At 61.4% G+C, this 18,329-nt stretch carries 9 protein-coding genes and 3 pseudogenes; 8 read left to right on the top strand and 4 right to left on the bottom strand.

The features are described from left to right. The 3 genes from EN969_RS02000 to EN969_RS01990 form a co-directional block, all read left to right on the top strand. Positions 1 to 1,243 (top strand): DUF3363 domain-containing protein (locus tag EN969_RS02000; RefSeq protein ID WP_127418974.1); only part of this gene is annotated, 1,243 nt, incomplete at its 5' end. A gap of 355 nt (positions 1,244 to 1,598) precedes the next feature. Continuing rightward, on the top strand, positions 1,599 to 2,585 hold the full coding sequence (locus EN969_RS01995) for an ATP-binding protein (protein ID WP_024505649.1): 987 nt from the start codon (positions 1,599 to 1,601) through the stop codon (positions 2,583 to 2,585). A gap of 17 nt (positions 2,586 to 2,602) precedes the next feature. After that, positions 2,603 to 5,071, top strand: coding sequence for a S8 family peptidase (locus EN969_RS01990; RefSeq protein ID WP_063169237.1), 2,469 nt, complete (start codon positions 2,603 to 2,605; stop codon positions 5,069 to 5,071). Between the two features lie 206 nt (positions 5,072 to 5,277). Here EN969_RS01990 and EN969_RS01985 read toward each other — a convergent pair whose 3' ends face one another. The 4 genes from EN969_RS01985 to EN969_RS01970 are packed head-to-tail and all read right to left on the bottom strand — an operon-like array spanning position 5,278 to position 8,232. Beyond that, positions 5,278 to 6,837, bottom strand: coding sequence for an E2 ligase fold family C protein (locus EN969_RS01985; protein ID WP_024505651.1), 1,560 nt, complete (start codon positions 6,835 to 6,837; stop codon positions 5,278 to 5,280). 3 nt (positions 6,838 to 6,840) lie between these two features. Further along, complete coding sequence (locus tag EN969_RS01980; protein ID WP_127418973.1) at positions 6,841 to 7,329, bottom strand: Mov34/MPN/PAD-1 family protein; 489 nt, start codon at positions 7,327 to 7,329, stop codon at positions 6,841 to 6,843. Beyond that, on the bottom strand, positions 7,326 to 7,943 hold the full coding sequence (locus EN969_RS01975; RefSeq protein WP_024505653.1) for a putative metal-binding protein: 618 nt from the start codon (positions 7,941 to 7,943) through the stop codon (positions 7,326 to 7,328). Before EN969_RS01975 ends, EN969_RS01980 begins: the two co-directional genes overlap by 4 nt. Continuing rightward, positions 7,936 to 8,232 carry a DUF2604 domain-containing protein gene (locus EN969_RS01970; protein ID WP_024505654.1) on the bottom strand — a complete coding sequence of 99 codons (297 nt, stop codon included), beginning with the start codon at positions 8,230 to 8,232 and terminating at the stop codon, positions 7,936 to 7,938. The genes EN969_RS01975 and EN969_RS01970 overlap by 8 nt, the downstream gene beginning before the upstream one ends. Positions 8,233 to 9,134: 902 nt before the next feature. On the opposite strand from EN969_RS01970, the pseudogene EN969_RS01960 reads away from it, so the two are divergent. From EN969_RS01960 to EN969_RS01945, 5 genes and pseudogenes are all read left to right on the top strand, one after another. Then, positions 9,135 to 10,028, top strand: a pseudogene (locus EN969_RS01960) (hypothetical protein); the annotation flags it as partial. Positions 10,029 to 10,116: 88 nt separating this feature from the next. Next, positions 10,117 to 11,161, top strand: a pseudogene (fni, locus tag EN969_RS01955) (type 2 isopentenyl-diphosphate Delta-isomerase). Between the two features lie 86 nt (positions 11,162 to 11,247). Next, a pseudogene (locus EN969_RS35790) lies at positions 11,248 to 11,479 on the top strand (IS5/IS1182 family transposase); the annotation flags it as partial. A 667-nt stretch (positions 11,480 to 12,146) separates the two neighbouring features. Next, the gene (locus EN969_RS01950) at positions 12,147 to 14,453 is read left to right on the top strand and encodes a S9 family peptidase (protein ID WP_063169235.1); all 2,307 of its coding nucleotides are present in this window, start codon (positions 12,147 to 12,149) and stop codon (positions 14,451 to 14,453) included. An 833-nt stretch (positions 14,454 to 15,286) separates the two neighbouring features. Next, positions 15,287 to 18,329 (top strand): Ulp1 family isopeptidase (locus tag EN969_RS01945; protein WP_245467406.1); only part of this gene is annotated, 3,043 nt, incomplete at its 3' end.

Raw genomic sequence — 18,329 nt, 5'->3', positions numbered from 1 at the left:
CACCAGCATCGACCGTCGGCTGCTCAGCATGCGTGATGATGACGGCCTGGTCTCGCCGGGCGGTCCCGACGCCATTCGCCAGACGCTGCACCAGGGACGGCTGCGCAAGCTCGAGCGGATGGGTCTGGCCGCGGAGGTCGGCGCTGGCTCCTGGCGCCTCGACGATGAGCTCGAAGCCACGCTGCGCCGCACCGGCGAACGCGGCGACATCATCAAGACCATGCACCGCGAACTGACCGGCAAGGGGCTTGCCCGCAGGGCCGCCGACTGGGTGATCCACGATCGATCCGGCGAGCCCGTCCAGTCTCTCGTCGGTCGCGTTGTCGCGCGTGGACTGGCCGACGAGATCAATGACCGCCATTACATGATCGTCGACGCCGTCGACGGTAAGAGCCATTGGATCAACATCGGTAGAGGCGAGGCGATGGAAACGATGCCTAATGGCTGCATCGTGCGTGTCGCGCCAAGGAACACCGAGCCGAGGCAGGTCGATCGTACCATCGCCGAAATCGCCGCCGCGCATGGCGGCCGTTACGACGTCGATATGCACCTGAAGCATGACCCATCCGCCACCGAGAGCTTTGCGCGAACGCATGTGCGGCGGCTGGAGGCGATCCGCCGCGCGACCGGCGGCGTTGAGCGAGAGCCGAACGGCACCTGGCTCATCGCGCCGGACCATCTCGATCGCGTCGCGAATTATGAGGGCCAGCGGGCCAGGGCCGAGCCTGTCGTTGCCGACAAGCTCTCCTCAATGGCGCTGGAGCGACAGGTCAGCTTCAACGGCGCCACCTGGCTCGACCGGGAGCTGGTTGCCGATAGACCCGAGCCTTTGCACGGATCCGGCTTCGGCCGCGACGTGAGAGAGGCGCAAGCTCGCCGGCGGCAGTGGCTGATCGCGCAAGGCCTCGCGCATAAAGAACAGGATGGGATCGTCTATCGAGCCAACATGCTTTCGATCCTGCGCCAGCGAGAACTGAACCGTGTTGCTGGCCAACTGTCGGAGGAACTTGGCCTGCCCTATGCCGAAGCGCGATTCGGAGGACGAGTAGAGGGTACGCTCCGCCGCTCCGTCGAGCTTGCCAGCGGAAAATATGCCGTCGTTGAAAAGTCGCGCGAGTTCACGCTGGTGCCATGGCGGCCGGTGCTTGAGCGCCATGTGGGCAAGGAGGTCTCCGGTGTCGTGAGTGGGGAGGGGATTTCATGGACCGTCGGCCGGCAAAGGAGCGGACCTGGTGTTTCGTGAGATGGTGTACAGCTTTTTAGCCAGCGGCGCGGGCAGCCATGCGAGCCCGCGTAGACCTTATGGCCGCACGCCCGCAATCGGTCGCATGGACCTGCCAGGCGGGGCGGCTTTGGAGCGTTCGGACCCGACACGCTGCGTGAGTGGCCAGACTTCGAGCGCTCGAAGATGCGGACTGTTGTCTGCTGGCCGGCGTTATTCCGGCTGGCCTATGACCGCGGCGCAACAGTTCACCGCTGAAGTTGCCACGGGCGAACATCGACAAGAGAAAAAACACCATTGCGCGTTACAAATCGCCGTTGAAAGCGTTTAGGTTGCATGCGCTTCGCCAAGTAAACGGATACCCCAGAAGAGAGCCATGACCACGGCCCGCCATATCGTGACGCTGCTTAAAAGCCACATTGCCGGCGACGAGGATCGTTTCCTCTCTATCGCGATGCAGCTTGCTGCGCATGAGGCACGTCAAGGCCATGGCAAGCTTGCTCAGGAGCTCAAGGATCTGGTCGACGCAGCCAAGAGCAGGGACGCCCGGATTGCCAAGAGCAGTCGGCCGGTTCCCCTTTTTCAGCCAAAGGGCGAACTCGCAGGCCTCCTGCATGTGCGCTATCCGGACCTGCGACTGACGGACATGATTTTGCCGGACAGTCTGCGCTCGCGCCTGCACCGCGTGCTGGGAGAGCAGCGCCAACAAGCAAGCTTGCGCGAGCACGGGCTTGTTCCCCGTCGCAAACTGCTTCTGGTCGGCCCGCCAGGATCAGGCAAGACGATGACCGCATCGGCATTGGCCGGGGAGCTTCATCTGCCCCTTTTCATGATCGTCCTCGATGGTTTGATCACCAAGTTCATGGGAGAGACTGCCGGAAAGCTGCGGCTTGTTTTTGATGCAATGCAGGCGACGCGGGGCGTCTACTTCTTTGACGAATTCGATGCCATCGGCGCGCGTCGAGGCGAACGCCAGGATGTTGGCGAGATTCGGCGCGTGCTGAATTCGTTTCTGCAGTTTCTCGAGCAAGACGACAGCCACAGCCTGATTATTGCGGCAACAAATCATCCCGAGCTGCTCGACAGAGCTTTGTTCCGCCGTTTCGACGATGTCATCGAATACGCCGTGCCCGATCGGCCGATTATCGAGGCGCTGCTTCGGGCTCGACTCGACCGCTTCGACACCAGAGGGCTTGCCTGGAACGAGGCGATCTCTCAGGCAGAGAGACTGTCGCAGGCCGAGATCACCCGCGCGGCCGACGACGCTGCAAAAACCATCATATTGCGGGGGGGGAAGCGGATCACCTCGGAAGCGCTCATCGACGCTCTGAAGGAACGCCGGCAGGCTTCGCTGTCTGAGTAGCGACAGCACAGATCATAATGGCAGACGATTTTCCGCGCGACCGCGCCCATATCCACCTTCGCAACAACGGCATTCGGGAAGCCTATCGGCGGCCCAACCAACTTATACATGCACCGCCGCTGCCGGCGCGTGATCGGGCGTCGCATGCTGCGGCCTTGACGCAATCCATCGAACAAGCGGTCGAAAGTGCACGCCAGCAGATTGCGGCGCGTGACCCCCAGCTGTCGGTCGGCACGCCTGGCTTTTACCTCGAGATCGATCTGCCCATGTCCGGACGGGCGGCCCTCGACCAGTTGGCCGATCGTCGCCAGCACATGGAGCTGGTCGCCGTCCATGAGCCAACTCAACCCGGTGCTCCCATCACAGCGTCGGTGTTCCTGCCGCAAAGCGCGCAAGCCTATTATTTGCGGAAAGTCGAGGCGTATCGAGACGTTGACACTGACCGCGGCAGACCGCGCAACGAGCCGCTCGTCTCCCGCATGGAGACAGTCAGGCTGGCGACTGCACGATCGTTGTTTACCGACCACGACGACCTCTTCCCCCAGGCCGCTGACGAGCAGGTGTGGTGGGAAGTCTGGCTGCGCGACGGTCGCCGCGAGAACTTCGAGCACATTGCCGAAGCCCTGAACATCACTTTGCGCACGCATGCGGTCAGGTTTCCGGAGCGGGTGGTCATGCTGGCACTCGCCAGCACGGCAATGCTCGACCGCATGATTGCGCACAGCGATGTCGTCGCCGAGCTGCGGCGCGCGAAGGATACGCCGTCCTTCTTCATGGGCCTTGGCGGCGCGGAGCAAAGGGACTGGAGCGACGAGCTTCTCGGGCGCGTCAGACCGCCTCAATCCGATATTGCGGTCTGCATTCTCGACAGCGGCGTACGTCGCACCCACCCGTTGATCGAACCCGCACTTGCCGTTGAAGACTGGCACACCGTCAAACCGGCATGGGGCAGCGACGACACACCTGCGTGGAGCGGCCACGGGACGCGAATGGCAGGTGTCGGCCTGTACGGTGATCTGGTCCCGCTCCTGGTCGGAGGCGATCCAGTTCCATTGCCCTTTCGGCTGGAGAGTGTCCGTATCCTTCCGCCAGAAGACGAGGCAAACGATCCAGAACTCTATGGCTCGATCACCGCGGAAGCGATCGCCCGCGCCGAGGTGCAGGCGCCGGAGCGCCGCCGCGCGATCGCAATGGCTGTGACAAGCGCCAGTCCGGCGCGTGGAAGGCCCACATCGTGGTCTGCCGCTATCGACCAACTCTGTTTCGAAGAGGAGCAGCGACGCTTGATCGTTCTCTCTGCCGGCAACATCGGCGATGACCTCATGCCGGCCGAGCATTTGACGCGCAACGATCTGGAAGCAGTCGATGATCCTTCTCAGGCCTGGAATGCGCTGACGGTCGGCGCTTTCACAGAAAAGGTCGATATCATTGACACCGACTTTGCGGGCTACGCTCCGATCGCGCCGGTCGGCGAGCTCTCGCCGCGCAGTCGCACTTCGGTCGTTTGGGACAGGCAGTGGCCGGTGAAGCCCGAGGTCGTCTTCGAAGGCGGCAATCTCGCCCATGACGGTGTGTTGCCTGGCGAGCCGATCGACGATCTGCAGATATTGACCACTTTCTATCGACCCGAACTGCGCCACTTCACCACCCTCGGAGATACGAGCGCGGCAACGGCCCATGCCGCACGGATGGCGGGACTAATTCTATCAGCGCGCCCCGAGCTGTGGCCTGAAACGGTTCGCGCCCTGATCGTCCACTCGGCCGAATGGACTCCGGCGATGCGCGCACGCATCGATGCGTGCAACGGAGCGAAGGGCGAGATCCAGGCGCTCGTGCGGCGCTATGGTTACGGCGTGCCAGATCTTGGGCGCGCGCTTCTGTCAACGGTGAACGACCTCACGCTTATCGTTGAAGATGAGCTTCAGCCTTTCCAGCGCGAGGGCGGCGCGGCTGCCAAAACGCGTGACATGAAGCTGCATCGCCTGCCTTGGCCGAAGGAGCAGCTCGCGGCGCTCGGCGCTGCCCAGGTCGAGCTCCGCGTCACGCTGTCCTATTTCATCGAACCCAACCCCGGTGAACGCGGATGGACCCGCCGGCATCGTTACGCGTCCCATGGTCTTCGGTTCAGAGTAAAGTCAGCGACCGAGACAGTCGACGAATTCCGAGCCCGCATCAATCAGGCCGCTCGGGACGAGGAGGAAGGGGCGCCTGCTGGAGGCGGAGAAGAGTGGCTGCTCGGCACCTTCCGCGATCGCGGCTCGTTGCACGCCGATTTCTGGTCGGGCAGCGCCGCCGATCTCGCCGAGCGTGATGCGATCGGCGTGTTCCCGGTCGGGGGCTGGTGGAAGGAGAAGCCTTACCTGGAACGCGTCGACGCTCTGGCTCGGTACGCCCTGATTGTGACGATGCGGGCGCCTGGGGTCGATGTTGACATCTTCACACCCGTCGAAGCAGCCCTGACTGTCGAGACGTCGGTCGAGACCTGATGCAGCACTGTCCAAATCGGCCAACAACGGAGGTTTGACCAGCCTCTGGTGCCATGGCGGCTGGTGCTGGATCATCACGTCGGCAACAGGGATCATGCGCGGAGGACGATAGGCCGGCAAAGGAGCGGGCCAAGCGTGTGATAATGGCGCCCATGGTCACGCCCACAAGCCGCGCCCCCTGCGTCTACGGAGAGGTGCGCGTCTGTTTAGGCGGCCGAGACATCGCTTACCTGATCAACGCGCTCGCCGTATTTGCGCCTGTAAGCGGCAATGAAATCGTCGTCGCTACAGATGCAGCGGCCGCTGGAGTCCTTGGCCTTCGGATCGTGCAAGTGAGAGCCAAGGGGGCGCAGAAGATTCACCCGAGTGCTCGTCGTCGGGCTCATGGGAAACCCCGCACTATGTTTGACCAAATCCGCGGCAAGCATAATCCCGGCAAGCACCGACTGAAAGGCCATCGGAACCACAGTTCGAACGCGGCGACTTCCTTCGCTAAGCTGGAACACCAGACCGCCGCAGATAGCCTGCTGATAAAAGGAGCGCAGGGGCTGGCCGACAAACGGGGCTAGCGGTTCAAACGGCACAGCCATCGCTGTAGCCACGCGAACTACAAAGTCGTTGGGAACTCCGGCATTGGTCTGCAGGAGCGTTTTCACCTGCTCGTGTGCTTCCGGTATTCCGAGTTCCTCGGCAATCAGCTGGTGCTCGTCCTTGGATTTTCCGGATGGCAGGTACATGCAACAAAGGCAAGCCTGGCCGTCATCGAAACCATGCCGGGAGATACCGAGATCGTGCTCCTGCGTCCAAGCGTTTGCGATCCATCGCGGCAGTGCACCTTGGACAGCCAGACGGTCGGCGGCGGTGTCAAGCGCCACACCCACTTGGTCGAAGACCCAATTGCCCCGGCGCGCAACATATTCTGCCCACGTCAGAGGGTGCGCCTCGACCTCAAGGGCAGTCGATCTAAGGGCGGTGGCTGCAAGAACCGCTTTGGACATACCAATCTCCGCCTGGCCAGCCAATGCGTAGCGCTGCAGGTTTGAGAGTTCGATCGCTTCGTGATCGATTACATGCAGACGACCTTTGAGATCGGGTTGTCTCGCTAGCGCCCAAAGCGAGCCATGGCCTATCGCACCGAGCCCAACGAGGTGGGTTTCGCCAAGGTCGACTGGGAAGTCGATCGGGCCAGGCTCTCCGGCTTTGGTCTTGTCGTAGCTGCATAGCGAGAGGTCGATGGTTTCGTCCAACTCGGCGCCGGTCAACTGGGCAGCGAAGATAGTTCGAAAGACGTTGGCGGCGCCGAAGCAACTGGCGGCGCCAGCTCCATAAGGCAGCAGACTTGGGCCAGAGCCCACCGGGTCCGTACGCGACAGCTTTGCCGCCCAACCGTCCGATCCCACGAAAAAGATCGGGCACCGGAGTGATGGGCGCGTTACCCCTGCAACGACGCAGACGGTGGCAGACTTGCCGGAACGCCGGATGCCGACTTTTGGATTGATCGACTTTGCCAAGCGCTCCAGCGCTTGGGCTTGAGAGCTCGCCGCGCTGTCCAGCGGGAGTATCGCCAGAACCGGGTAGAGCCTAGCGAGCAATCTCACCGCAAGATCTAGTGTCGCCTGGCCTTCGGCGCAGGAAGCGGCCTGATGGTCGAAGGCGACTGCCACGACCTGCTTTTCAAGAGCTGCTTTGAAGTCTCCCAGATGAAAATCGGCCAGGACCTGAGATGCCGCCGTGGCGGCGCGATCGATGAAGTTAGCGAATGCCATTGTTCAACTCGATATCATGATCATTCGCGACAGTGCCACGGGAGGGAGCGCATTCCATTTGGCCTTTTCGTCAAGCCGATAGGCGGCGACCCGAGCAAAATCGAAAGGCTCGCGGGCGAAATTCGGCACTACCAGCGACAGACACCCAACCGTGGTAGCAACCGCATAAGCGTCGTCCGTCGTCGAATGGTAGGCGCGGCCCGGATGGCTGTGAATCTGGGCCAAGAGTTTCAGGCCGCTTTTGTAGAGCCAGACATTGAGCCGGTGCAGTTCTTCGGCCGCAACGATCACGCAAACGCCATCGTTTGTCCGAATGTGACGCTGCGCCGGGATAACCGTCTCTGTTACGGCAAAGTGCCGCTCTTGCTGAACGCCGACCCAGAGCGCCATCCCCTCATTGCCCTCGCGACCAACTGAGCGCAGATGCCCATGCGTGGTCGAGATGCAGCCGCGCGGGAGAGTCACGATCGTTACATCTCTCAAACCAGTCATTCTTGTATCGCCTGAGGGGATACCACCATTCCTACGATTGTCGGTTGGAGTTGAATCTGCAACTGCTCTATAGGAACGATTCCGTACTTGATGATCTTGTCCAGGATGAAGGCCAAACAGCCTTCGCCAGAACCCCGATGAAGCAGCCATGGATCACCTGAATGGGCTGGATTGTCGTGGTATTCCCGGACGCCCGCCATGCACAGGAATGGTTCGTCCTCGGGACTGTTGGCCTGGATGAAGTCCGTCAGCGGCACGGCGTTCTGCTGGATGAGAGCTCCTATCATCTCCGGCGGCGTTCCGGGCAGCGGCGGACGTCTAAGCATTTTCAGGTATAGATCTTTCCGGGCAATCGGATGACGCGTAAACGGATCGACGAAGACCACGGACGGTGGTCTTAAGTCGTAGTCGGTGAAGTCGACCTCGCTCGCTGCGCTGACCACCCGTGGCTTTAACTTGGGGCTGGCGAAAATGAAGAAAGCGCGCGGAAAGGTCGCCTCGATCAAGAAGCAGCCCTGAGCCCGATAGACATCAGCATATGGCCGGAACCGGCCGATCTCCCGATCAAACTTCGCTCGGGAGACCTCCGGATCCACACTTTGGTGTTTAGGCACCTGCGACGCCCGCCTTCAGGCTGAGGAACAGGGTCACAGTATTCGGGAAACCGAAGTCGCCAAGCTTCTTGTCGACATCGAGCAAGTTGCCGGCCTCATCCTTGAATTCCCAATTCTCGGCTGGTTGGGCGACATTCTGCGTGTTCTCAAGGGCTTTGGTACGAATGACGTGAAGCGGCTGGTTGGGATTGGCTTCGACCTGCGTGGGCTGGCCGTTCACCACCACCGTGATCTCGATCTTGCCCGGTCCGCCGCCGTGATTATCGCCCTTACCCGAATCCTTCGACATTGTCCTACTCCTGTGGCTTGCCAACCGCCCCACGCCCTGGCGCCCACCTGCGAGTGAGACCGGCGGTCTTCAATCGTTCACCCGGCGCCACGGCCGCGAGTACGCGAAAGACAGGGGATAAGCTACCGAATCGGTGCTTGCCTTCTTTTATGGGTGACTTGAGCCGCAAGTAAATGGTCTCAAATTGCTCCTCACAACTATAATCGATTAGAGCAATGCAAAAATATTGGCGACACGCCTATTCATCTGCTCTCTCACTCGCCTGCTCCGTGCTTGGCAAGGGGAGCTTTGACTGCGTCACGCGTCCCCCAAGCAGCCGATTGCGCCGGCAGCGCCGTAGGAACCGTCGTTCAGAGTCTTCACCACTCAAGCAGCCGCATGGATGCAGCCGACGCTCGTCTCCACAAACAGCGCAAGTGGTGCCTTGTTGGATAAGGTCGCCTCGTCCCTGGTGCAGCATCTGTCGGAACGGGTCCGCTGCGAGACCATGCCTCATCATCGCGCATGCGCAGCAGCCGGCGGTCGATGCTCGTAAGGCGTTCTGCTCATTTCGTGGCGAAGGCGCTGCTCGACTCGCGGACATATGCGGGCACCGAGGCGGAGGCTGACCAGTCGGCGCCGCGTTCGCGGATGTCGCTTGCAATGTGCTCGCGTGCGTTTGCCGCCGGCGACCTTGCCGTCCTCGCCTGCTATGGCGAGCCGGCGCAAGCGGATTGCTCGATACTGCCGGCGAGGCTGCGGGCCGGTCCTAACGGCCGTTCACAAGAGCTTGCATCAGCAACTGGCAATCGGATCGATAACTTCGCGATCGCCGTTATGGCGCGGAGATGCGGTCTCGCCGGGTTGTGGCTGGCGCTTCGTTGTGGGCGGCGCGTCGTAGCCGAGGGAGCAGGGGCGGCGCCATGATCCAGACCGAACGCGCGCTGCAGCAGGTGCTTGAGTGGGGGCGTGCCCTGACCGGTTTCGCGGATGAGCATGCTGAGGAAGCGGTAAGGGGCGGCCAGTATATCCTGCAACGCATTCACCCGAGCCTGCGCGACACCAGCGCCCGCACCGGCCGCGATCCGCAGGACGAAACGCTGATCGTGGCGTTCTATCGCGAACTGGCGCTGCTGTTCTGGCTAGACGATTGCAACGACGTTGGCCTGATCGCGCCGGAGCAGCTCGCCGCCCTGGAGCAGGCGCTGGGGCACGGCGTACCGTGCGTGCTCTCCGGATTCGAGGGCTGCGCTCAGCTGCGCGCTTCGCTGGCTGCGCTCGCTTACGATCGTCACGACTATGCTCGGCTTCTCGACTATACCCGGTGCTACTGCGCGGCGCTGCGCGCCGGACACGCGCAGGCGGCAGGGGCGCGACGCTGGTCTTACGCCGAGTACCTGCACAACGGCATCGATTCGATCGCTTACGGGACCGTGTTCTGTTGCCTGTCGCTGCTGTGGGGGCTGGACATGGCGACCTTGCGCGCGCGTCCAGCGTTTCGCCAGGTCCTGCGGCTCATCTCAGTGATAGGGCGCCTGCAGAACGATCTGCATGGACGCGACAAGGACAGGTCGGCCGGCGATAACGCGGCGATCCTGCTTCTGCAGCGCTATCCGGCTATGCCTGTGGTTGAGTTCCTCAACGACGAGTTGGCCGGCCATACGCGCATGCTGCACCGGGTGATGGCGGAAGAATGCTTTCCCGCGCCGTGGGGACCGTTGATCGAGGCGATGGCGGCGATCCGCGCGCAGTACTACCAGACTTCGACCAGCCGCTATCGCAGCGACGCTGCAGGGGGAGGCCAGCGTGCGTCGGCCTGGACGCGCCGGAGGCGGCGGCTTGGGCGCGCTGCCGTCGGTTCGATCCGACGCAACGCCGTCGCCCGCTGCTACGGATGGAGCGAGCATGAGCGACACCGCCCTGAGCCGGGGAAGGACGAACATCTGGACATCGTGCTGGATCGGCGAACGGCGCCGGCCACGGTGGCCGCTGGCTGGGAGTACATCCATCTCGAACACTGCGCACTGCCCGAGTTGGACCTGACGCAGATCGACCTGCGCGCCTCGCTGCTGGGCAAGGCTATGCGCGCGCCGCTGCTGATCAGCTCTATGGCCGGCGGCATGCCACGGGCCGAGGCCATCAACCGGCATTTGAGCGAGGCAGCGCAAGCCTTGGGGATCGCCATGTGCGGTTCGCAGCGTGTGAGCCTGCAATCCCGCAACTCCCAGGGGCTAACGCGCGCGCTGCGCCGCCTGGCGCCAGACATTCCCTTGCTGGCCAATATCGGCGCCGCGCAACTGCGGGAGGCCGACGGCCTGGACCTGGCGCGTCGCGCGGTGGACGCGCTGGAGGCCGATGGGCTCATCGTCCATCTCAATCCGCTGCAGGAAGCGGTACAGCCGGAGGGCGACCGCGAACTGGCGCGGCGTCCTGGCGCTGATCGCTGGCGCCGCGCGCATCGTGGGCGTGCCGATGGTGGCCAAGGAAGTGGGGGCGGGCCTGTCCGCCTCGGTGCCTGTGCGCTCGTCGAGGCGGGCGTGGCGGTAATCGATGTCGCCGGCGCCGGCGGCACCAGTTGGGCCGCAGTGGAGGGCGAGCGCGCCCGCAATGCCGCCGACCGTGCAGTGGCGATGTCATTCGCCGATTGGGGGATTCCACCCTGACCAGCGTGCAGGCGGTGCGTCGGGCGCTGCCAACGGTGAAGCTGATCGCGTCGGGCGGGATCCGCGATGGCGTCGACGTGGCCAAGGCCATCCGCCTGGGCGCGGACATCGCCGGGCAGGCGGCCAGCGTGCTGGGCGCGGCGACAGTGTCCACCGGGGCCGTTGTCGCGCATTTCGAGATCGTCATCCGCCAGTTGGCCGTCGCCTGCTTCTGCACGGGCTCGGCTGATCTGGCGGCGTTGCGTCAGGCGCGCTTGTTGCCCTCGTCGCATTTGTCCGCCGGTTGATGTCGGCGTCGTCCGCACGCTAACAGCAGGCTGCTGAAATACCTACGCCAAAGACAGACTATTGATCCCCCTGGCGAGACGGCTCGATTGACGGGAGCGATGTGTTCATGGAGCAGCTGTTCACGATGAAGCGGTTGGAAGATTTCGTTCCAGCCGGTCATCCTGGTGCCCGCACCGGCTGATGATCAATGGAGCGCTGGTGCGGCTAGACGGCATCCTTTCCGGCATGTACGCCTGCAGTGCCAAAGGCGGTCGCCCCAGCGTTGCGCCGGAGAAATTGCTGCGGGCCGTGTGTTGCAGGTGTTCTACAGCGTCCGTCGGAATTGATGCAGCAGGTGCTGCTGTGGCAAGGCCAAGACCCGGGAATGCCGTCAGCTTTGATCAGGCGCTTCGGGCCGTCGGAAACGCGCGAAGAGTCCGGCTTTCGAAAAAGGCCGAACGCCTCAGATAAAGCCAGAACTCCTTGGGTCACCATCAAACCAATTTGACGCCCCGGGACAATTTCGTCCGGCATTGTCCGGTGTGCGACGATGTTGGGGATGCGACATAGGCGGATTGCCGTGTATTTAAACCGCTTTTCCTTTGGCACGCATATTGCGCCCTATCGGTAAACCTCGTCATGGGCCGGCGGCAATCGCTCGGAGATTGTCGAAATAGCACAATGATTTCTGCCGGGGTGACATCCGGCCCGACTAGAGCAGGACCTTTCAGATGATGCAGAAAAGCAAGCGGCCATACTCGCGGGGAAATAGTCGCGTCAGGGCTGCATGGACGCTCTTTCCTGGTTGTTTCGGCGGCGGACGCCAACTCTTCAATCGGCACCCGAACCAGTGCCTGGATGTCCAAGGAGCGCCCCTGTTGCGCGTGCCTGGCTGCACCCGCGTGCTGGCTCTCCTCCAAGGCGACGCTTCGGCGCTGCTGCAGACCGGCGACGAGAACCCAACTTCAAAATTAGCATTCCGAAAACCGAAAGAAGTGAACAGGTATGTCCAGGATCGGCGCTTTGACGCGCGCCGCATGGCGATCGGCAACTCAGACGCTGGCCAAGGGTTCGAAAAGTTTACACCCGACGCTAGCGCCGGCCGATTTCAAGCGCGCACTTACGATCAACGATCGATATGGCGGGCTCACTGTCAATGTCCCCAAAATGCCTTTCTGGCTGACCGGGGGTGAAGCCTTCGTCTACCGCCGGACTAGCCACGGCGAGCAGCAGTTCATGCAGGTCGATGCTGCCACGGGTTTCAAGCGGCCCGCTTTCGATCAGGCGCGTCTGGCGGCAGCGCTAAACAAGGTGAGCCATGAGAGCTATCAAGCCGGCAATCTTCCGTTCGACCGTTTCGAACTGAGTGAGGATGGTCGCAGGCTCGACTTCCAGATTGAAGACACCCGGTGGAGCTGCGACCTTGCAAGCTATGACTGTACCAGCACCACATTCGATGCAAGGAAAGGGGACCGTAGGGAGCTCAGCCACCGCTACACGCCGCCAGCGGAGAACAACCCCGACAAGAGCAACGCGTCGCCCGACGGCAAATGGATCGCCTATATCAAGAACTGCAACGTTTTCCTGCGCAGCGAGGACGGATTGCAGGATGTTCCTCTGAGCCGGGACGGAGCCGAAGGCAATTGCTACGTCTTTTCGACGCTGAGCTGGTCGCCGGACTCGCGCCACCTCGCCGCTTACCTTGTTCGCCCCGGCTATAGGCGAGAGGTCCGCTACCTCAATTCTTCGACGGACCAGTTGGAGCGGGAATATTCAACAAAATTCTATCCCAGGCCGGGCGATGTCCTTCCGCTGCCCCAGCCAGTCCTGTTCGACATTGCCGGCCGGCGCCAGATCGTGATTGACGGTGCCCTCTTCTCGAACGTCTTCGAACTTTCCCCTCTCCGGTGGTGGGCGGACAGCCGCGGCTTCACTTTCGAATATAACCAGCGCGGGCATCAGCTTTATCGCCTGGTCGAGGTAGACGCCGCCTCGGGCCGCGGGCGCTCCCTGATCGATGAGACCAGCGAGACATTCGTTGATTATTTGCCGCTGGGGCATGGCCAGGAGGATGCCGGAAAAATCTTCCGTTACGATGTCGATGACGGGAAGGAGATCATCTGGGCATCAGAGCGCGACGGGTATGAGCATTTGTATCTTTTCAACGGCCGGACAGGCGCGCTCGAAAACCAGATCACGCGAGGTGAGTGGGTCGTCCGGAGGGTCAACCATGTCGATCCGGTCAAGCGTCAGATCTGGTTCGAGGCGAGCGGGATGAACTCGCAGGAGGACCCCTATTGGGTCCATGCTTACCGCATCGGCTTTGACGGCAAGGGACTGACTGCACTGACGCCCGAACCGGCCAACCACCATATCGAGTTCTCGCCTGACAGGCGCTATTATGTCGATCTCTGGTCACGCATCGATCTGCCCCCGCGCATGGCACTCTACCGCGCCAGCGACAATGCCAAGCTCCAGCAGATCGAGACGGCCGACATTTCTGAGCTCGTCGCCGCAGGCTGGCAGCCGCCGCTCAGTTTCCATTCCAAGGGGCGCGACGGCAAAACTGACATCTGGGGCGTGCTCCACCTGCCAGCCAACTTCGACCCGACGAAGAAATACCCGGTTGTGGAGAATATCTATGCTGGACCCCACGGCTCCTTCGTCCCAAAATCCTTCTCGCGGTGGACAGAGCCGCTCACGCAGCTGGGCTTCGTCGTTGCTCAGATCGACGGCATGGGCACCAACAACCGCTCCCGCGCCTTCCATGATGTTGCTTGGAAGAATCTGAAGGACGCAGGATTTCCCGATCGCATTCTGTGGCACAAGGCGGCGGCCGCGCAATATCCATGGTACGACATATCCAACGTCGGCATTTTTGGCGCATCCGCCGGCGGCCAGAGTGCAGTCAGCGCGCTGCTCTTTCACCCCGATTTCTACAAGGTCGCCGTCGCCAAAAACGGCTGCTTCGACAACAGGATAGACAAGACCTGGTGGAACGAACTTTGGATGGGGTGGCCGGTCGGCATTGAATATTCGCAATCCTCCGCCGTTGACAATGCTCACAGGCTGCAGGGCAAGCTGATGATCGCGGTCGGCGAAATGGATGATAATGTCGATCCGTTTTGCTCGTTCCAGCTTGCCGATCGACTCATCAAGGCAGGAAAAGATTTTGACATGGTCTACGTTCCTGGTGCCAATCACCATACTCTAGGCACCTACACCGAGCGCAAACTCCTAGACTTCTTCGTTCGCAACATTCTCGGTCAGACCCCGCCCGACTGGAACACCAAACCGATCGAGCTGGAATAGCTTGTGGCTCTTGCAATTGTTAGCTCGCCTTATCAGCTGTAATCAGGGCGAGGCGCGAGCAAATCTGCACCGAAGGACGATCGTGGAGTCTAGGACTTGCGCTGCGTATTGAGGATCGGCTCGCCGCGACGTTGGTCTGAGCAAACTGCTTGATAGGCACGCCTGCAGACCGCGTGTGTGCGATTGCAAGATCCCCTATCAGCCTGGTGTGAAGCGTTCAGGGGAAAAGCCGCACCCAACGCCGCTTCCGCTCGCCGTAACGCTACGGCGGTGCGGCCCACCGATCCGCTCGACGAGCATTGGAACACATAGGTCCCCGAACGGACGATTGCCTTGGCAATAGAAGACCCTCGTCGGTCATCGCCGCTGTGGGTGGCAGCCCGTCGGTCTGGAGCTGCCACGATTCTCATCCTCGCGTCACATATGAGCTGAAGCTTTCCGGATCGGGTATCCAATCGGCATCCAGTTGCTCGGCGATATGGTTGAATTCTGCCCTCAGGACAAGAGTGAGTAGAGCAGCCCCGCTACGAAAATCCCATCCTGGTTCGTTTGACGCATCGACTATTCAGATTGATTGGCGTGATACCCGGCGCGGCCGCAACACGCGAGGCCGTCAACCGCTGAGCAGAAAACCAGCCTTCGCCTTCCGCGGCGGCGGACCTCGTCAGCCTCTCGAAAGCTTGCCTGAGTAGGTTGCTCATGTGATCTGTGGAAGTGAGGATAGCGTGCACCCGTACAAACTAGACATTCATCGTGGCAGCTTGGCTGCAGGTGCAGCACGCCGTACCGCACGAGCAAGCGGACAGGCCGGCCAAGCCGGTTTTGAGCAGCACTTGGGCGAACTGCAGGCGGCGGACGAGTTGATGGGTGCGCTAGGCGAGGAGGTCCTCGTCAATGGCTCGCATGGTAAAGGTGAGTTGAGACCAACGAAGAGGCAGAGGATCCAAAGCAATCTGCAGCATGCTGTCACTGAGCGGCAACCAGGTGAGGTTGGCAACTCAGGCGCTCGCGTGATGATGCAACTCCCCACCGATCAGGTGGGTACATCGGAACGGGAGGCGCAACTTGTGATGCAGGGGGACGAGCACGAATACACCCCAGCACCGCATCTCGACGGGTCGATGCCCTCGACAGTGCAGCCGGATCGTCCAATTGTGGTCCCCGACGGTGCCGACAAGCGTCCTGTTTATTCCAACGATGCCACCGCCATCGAAGGGCTGAAGTCAGCACTCCTTGCGGGTAAAGCCAGGCCGGACACGGTCACTCGCAGCACAAATTCTCTTTTCGGCTTTAGTCGTTGGCTCTTTCAAAACAACAAGCCAGGGCTTGCTGCTCGGCTTTACCATCCGTCGCTGAGCCAGGATCTCGAGGAGTACGAGAGTAGGGGTGGTTCCTCCACCGTGGCTGGCGCACTGCGTCAATTGATGAAGTCGATGGGCGGAGCCGGCCCGATTGTGGGTCGCGCTGTCCTGAACCCCCATCCTGACGACGCCGCGCTCACCAGACATTTCAGATCCGCGAGCGGCTACGCAACTGCTCTTAACCATTTCAGTCATTACCTACGTCAAAATGACAAGCTCGGAATTGCGGGTCGCATTTACGATAAATCGCTGGATAAAGATGTTGAGAGCTACAAGGCCGCCTCCTCTAATGGTGGAGCTCCGATCGAATCTGCGCTGGTTTATCTCCGCAAGAACCCGCCGCGCGTTATACTCGGGAATCATCTGGAAAACGCGGTCAGCATGGAGGCTCGTCCCCGTGGCGACGCTGCTCAGCATACCGCACCACAGCAGGGATTCGATTGGCCAGAGGAGCTCCTGCCGGTAGGTTATAAGGAGGGCACCGATCTACCATTGTCTCTCGCCCCAACCGCGCACCAACACCAAGCGCCCGACTTTGGAGAGGCCGTCCCTCACTTGAACTGGCGCCACGGCGACCAGGGCGCCCCGGAGGAGCTGGTAGCTGCACGGGACAGGAGCAGCCCGCTGCCAAGCGAGGCGGTGCCACATAAATCTGGACGGGGACTCGCTACGCAGCCCAGATTGTGGGCGGAGAAATCCGCCTCGCCAGAGCTCTTTCGACGGCGGGCGGAGCAGGCTCTGCCGGCGTCCGCCAGAGGTGTGGAGACATCCTCCGCGGTTGATGAAGCCGCGCAGGCCGCTCGCCAAGCTTTGGCTTGGTTGCAGCAGGAGATGGAGGGGATCGAACCGATGCAGGATCCTCATGAGGTGGCTACACCGGAATGTGAGGCGCAGCTCGTCAGGCAGAGGGATGAGCACGAATCCACCCCAGCACCGCATCCCGGAGGTGGTGGGTCGATGCCCTCGACAGTGCAGCCGGATCGTCCAATTGTAGTCCCCGACGGTGCCGACAAGCGTCCTGTCTATTCCAACGATGCGACCGCTATCGAAGGGCTGAGGGCAGCATTCCACGCGGGTAAGGCCAAAGCGAACACGGTCACTTACAATGTAAATTCTCTTTTCGGCTTTAGTCGGTGGCTCCTTCAAAACAACAAGCCAGGGTTTGCTGCTCGGCTTTACCATTCGTCGCTGGATCAGGATCTCAAGGAGTACGAGAGTACGGGTGGTTCCTCCACCGTGGCTGGCGCACTGCGTTACCTCAAGAAGTCGACAGGCGGAGCCCCGATTATGGCTCGCCCTGTCGTGATCCCCTATCCTGACGATGCCGAGCTCATTAGAAATTACAGAGCCGCTTCGACCAAGGAGTACCTGGCAGCGCCTGCGACCGGACGGAATCCAGATACCGTGGGCGGCTATACAAATTTTCTTAGACATTTTAGTCAGTACCTGCGTCAAAATAACAAGCTTGGGATTGCGGCTCGGATTCACGACAAATCGCTGGATAAAGATGTTGAGAGCTTCAAGGCTGTCTCCTATGGTAATAGGCTAAGTATCAGTTCTGCATTGGCTCACCTCCGGGATATCCTGCCGCGCATTGTGCTCGGGCGCGAAACTGTCCTTTCTGCTCATCCGGCAGACGCAGTCACCAGGCGCGTTGGGGCCGCTGCTGAAGCTGGGCCAGCGGCACCGGCAAGAGCTCCCCAACCCGCCTCGCCAGCAACCGCTAGGCTGCCAGGCACCTACCGCGGCCTTCCACTGGTTGATGTGACCACACTGACTACCAGTTCCTCTGGGGCTCAGATCGGGGCGCTCGATCCGACAGCCCCGTCCAACGTTGCAACGGGGCGGGTGCTCGGCGCCGCCGAATGGCTGAGCGACGCCCATATCCAGAGAGATTACAATTTGCTGGAGGGGCAACTGCAGGGGATCAATCCGGCGCTCGCTGCCCGGACTCGGCTGGTGGATCCTTCCGTATCCCATCTACTGCGACACACGTCGCCGCAAGACGCTCGAGGCATATTGCAGTCCATCTATAATCAAAACAACGCCACAGCCGACTTCCTGTTCTTGCCAGTGAATAATGGCACGGCTACTAGCCCCGGCACCCATTGGTCGCTGCTGCTCGTTGATCGCCGCGACCCGGAAAGGCGGTTCGCCTATCACTACGACTCCCTCCAGCGAGAGGGATATAACGACGTGCCTGCAAAACAGCTCGCAGGACTGCTGAATGCCACCTTGGCGCCAGCCCCCATGGCCAGACAGACGAACCATTATGATTGCGGCGTATTTGTCCTGGAGGGCACGTGGGCGCTGGTTGAACGATTGGTGAAAGGGCAGCGGCCAGACCACGAGCCGCTGCCCCTCGACAACCTCGTTGCCGATCGGCAGGCGCTGCAAGACCGGCTAAGGAGGCGCTTGCCGCACGAGGAAGAGCCGCGGCAGCTGCTGGAGGATGAACCCGCCTCCCCACCGATGATGGCATTCGAGCCAGGGGAACTGCGGCAACTGTTGGAAG

It is taken from the genome of Mesorhizobium sp. M7A.F.Ca.CA.003.01.2.1 (genome assembly GCF_003998945.1).
Lineage (GTDB): Bacteria > Pseudomonadota > Alphaproteobacteria > Rhizobiales > Rhizobiaceae > Mesorhizobium > Mesorhizobium ciceri.
This window is presented reverse-complemented; position numbering and strand designations above follow the sequence as displayed.

Coding starts and splice junctions, on each gene's coding strand:
- EN969_RS01995 (WP_024505649.1), top strand. CDS start 1,599: ATGACCACGGCCCGCCATATCGTGACGCTGCTTAAAAGCCACATTGCC.
- EN969_RS01990 (WP_063169237.1), top strand. CDS start 2,603: ATGGCAGACGATTTTCCGCGCGACCGCGCCCATATCCACCTTCGCAAC.
- EN969_RS01985 (WP_024505651.1), bottom strand. CDS start 6,837: ATGGCATTCGCTAACTTCATCGATCGCGCCGCCACGGCGGCATCTCAG.
- EN969_RS01980 (WP_127418973.1), bottom strand. CDS start 7,329: ATGACTGGTTTGAGAGATGTAACGATCGTGACTCTCCCGCGCGGCTGC.
- EN969_RS01970 (WP_024505654.1), bottom strand. CDS start 8,232: ATGTCGAAGGATTCGGGTAAGGGCGATAATCACGGCGGCGGACCGGGC.
- EN969_RS01950 (WP_063169235.1), top strand. CDS start 12,147: ATGTCCAGGATCGGCGCTTTGACGCGCGCCGCATGGCGATCGGCAACT.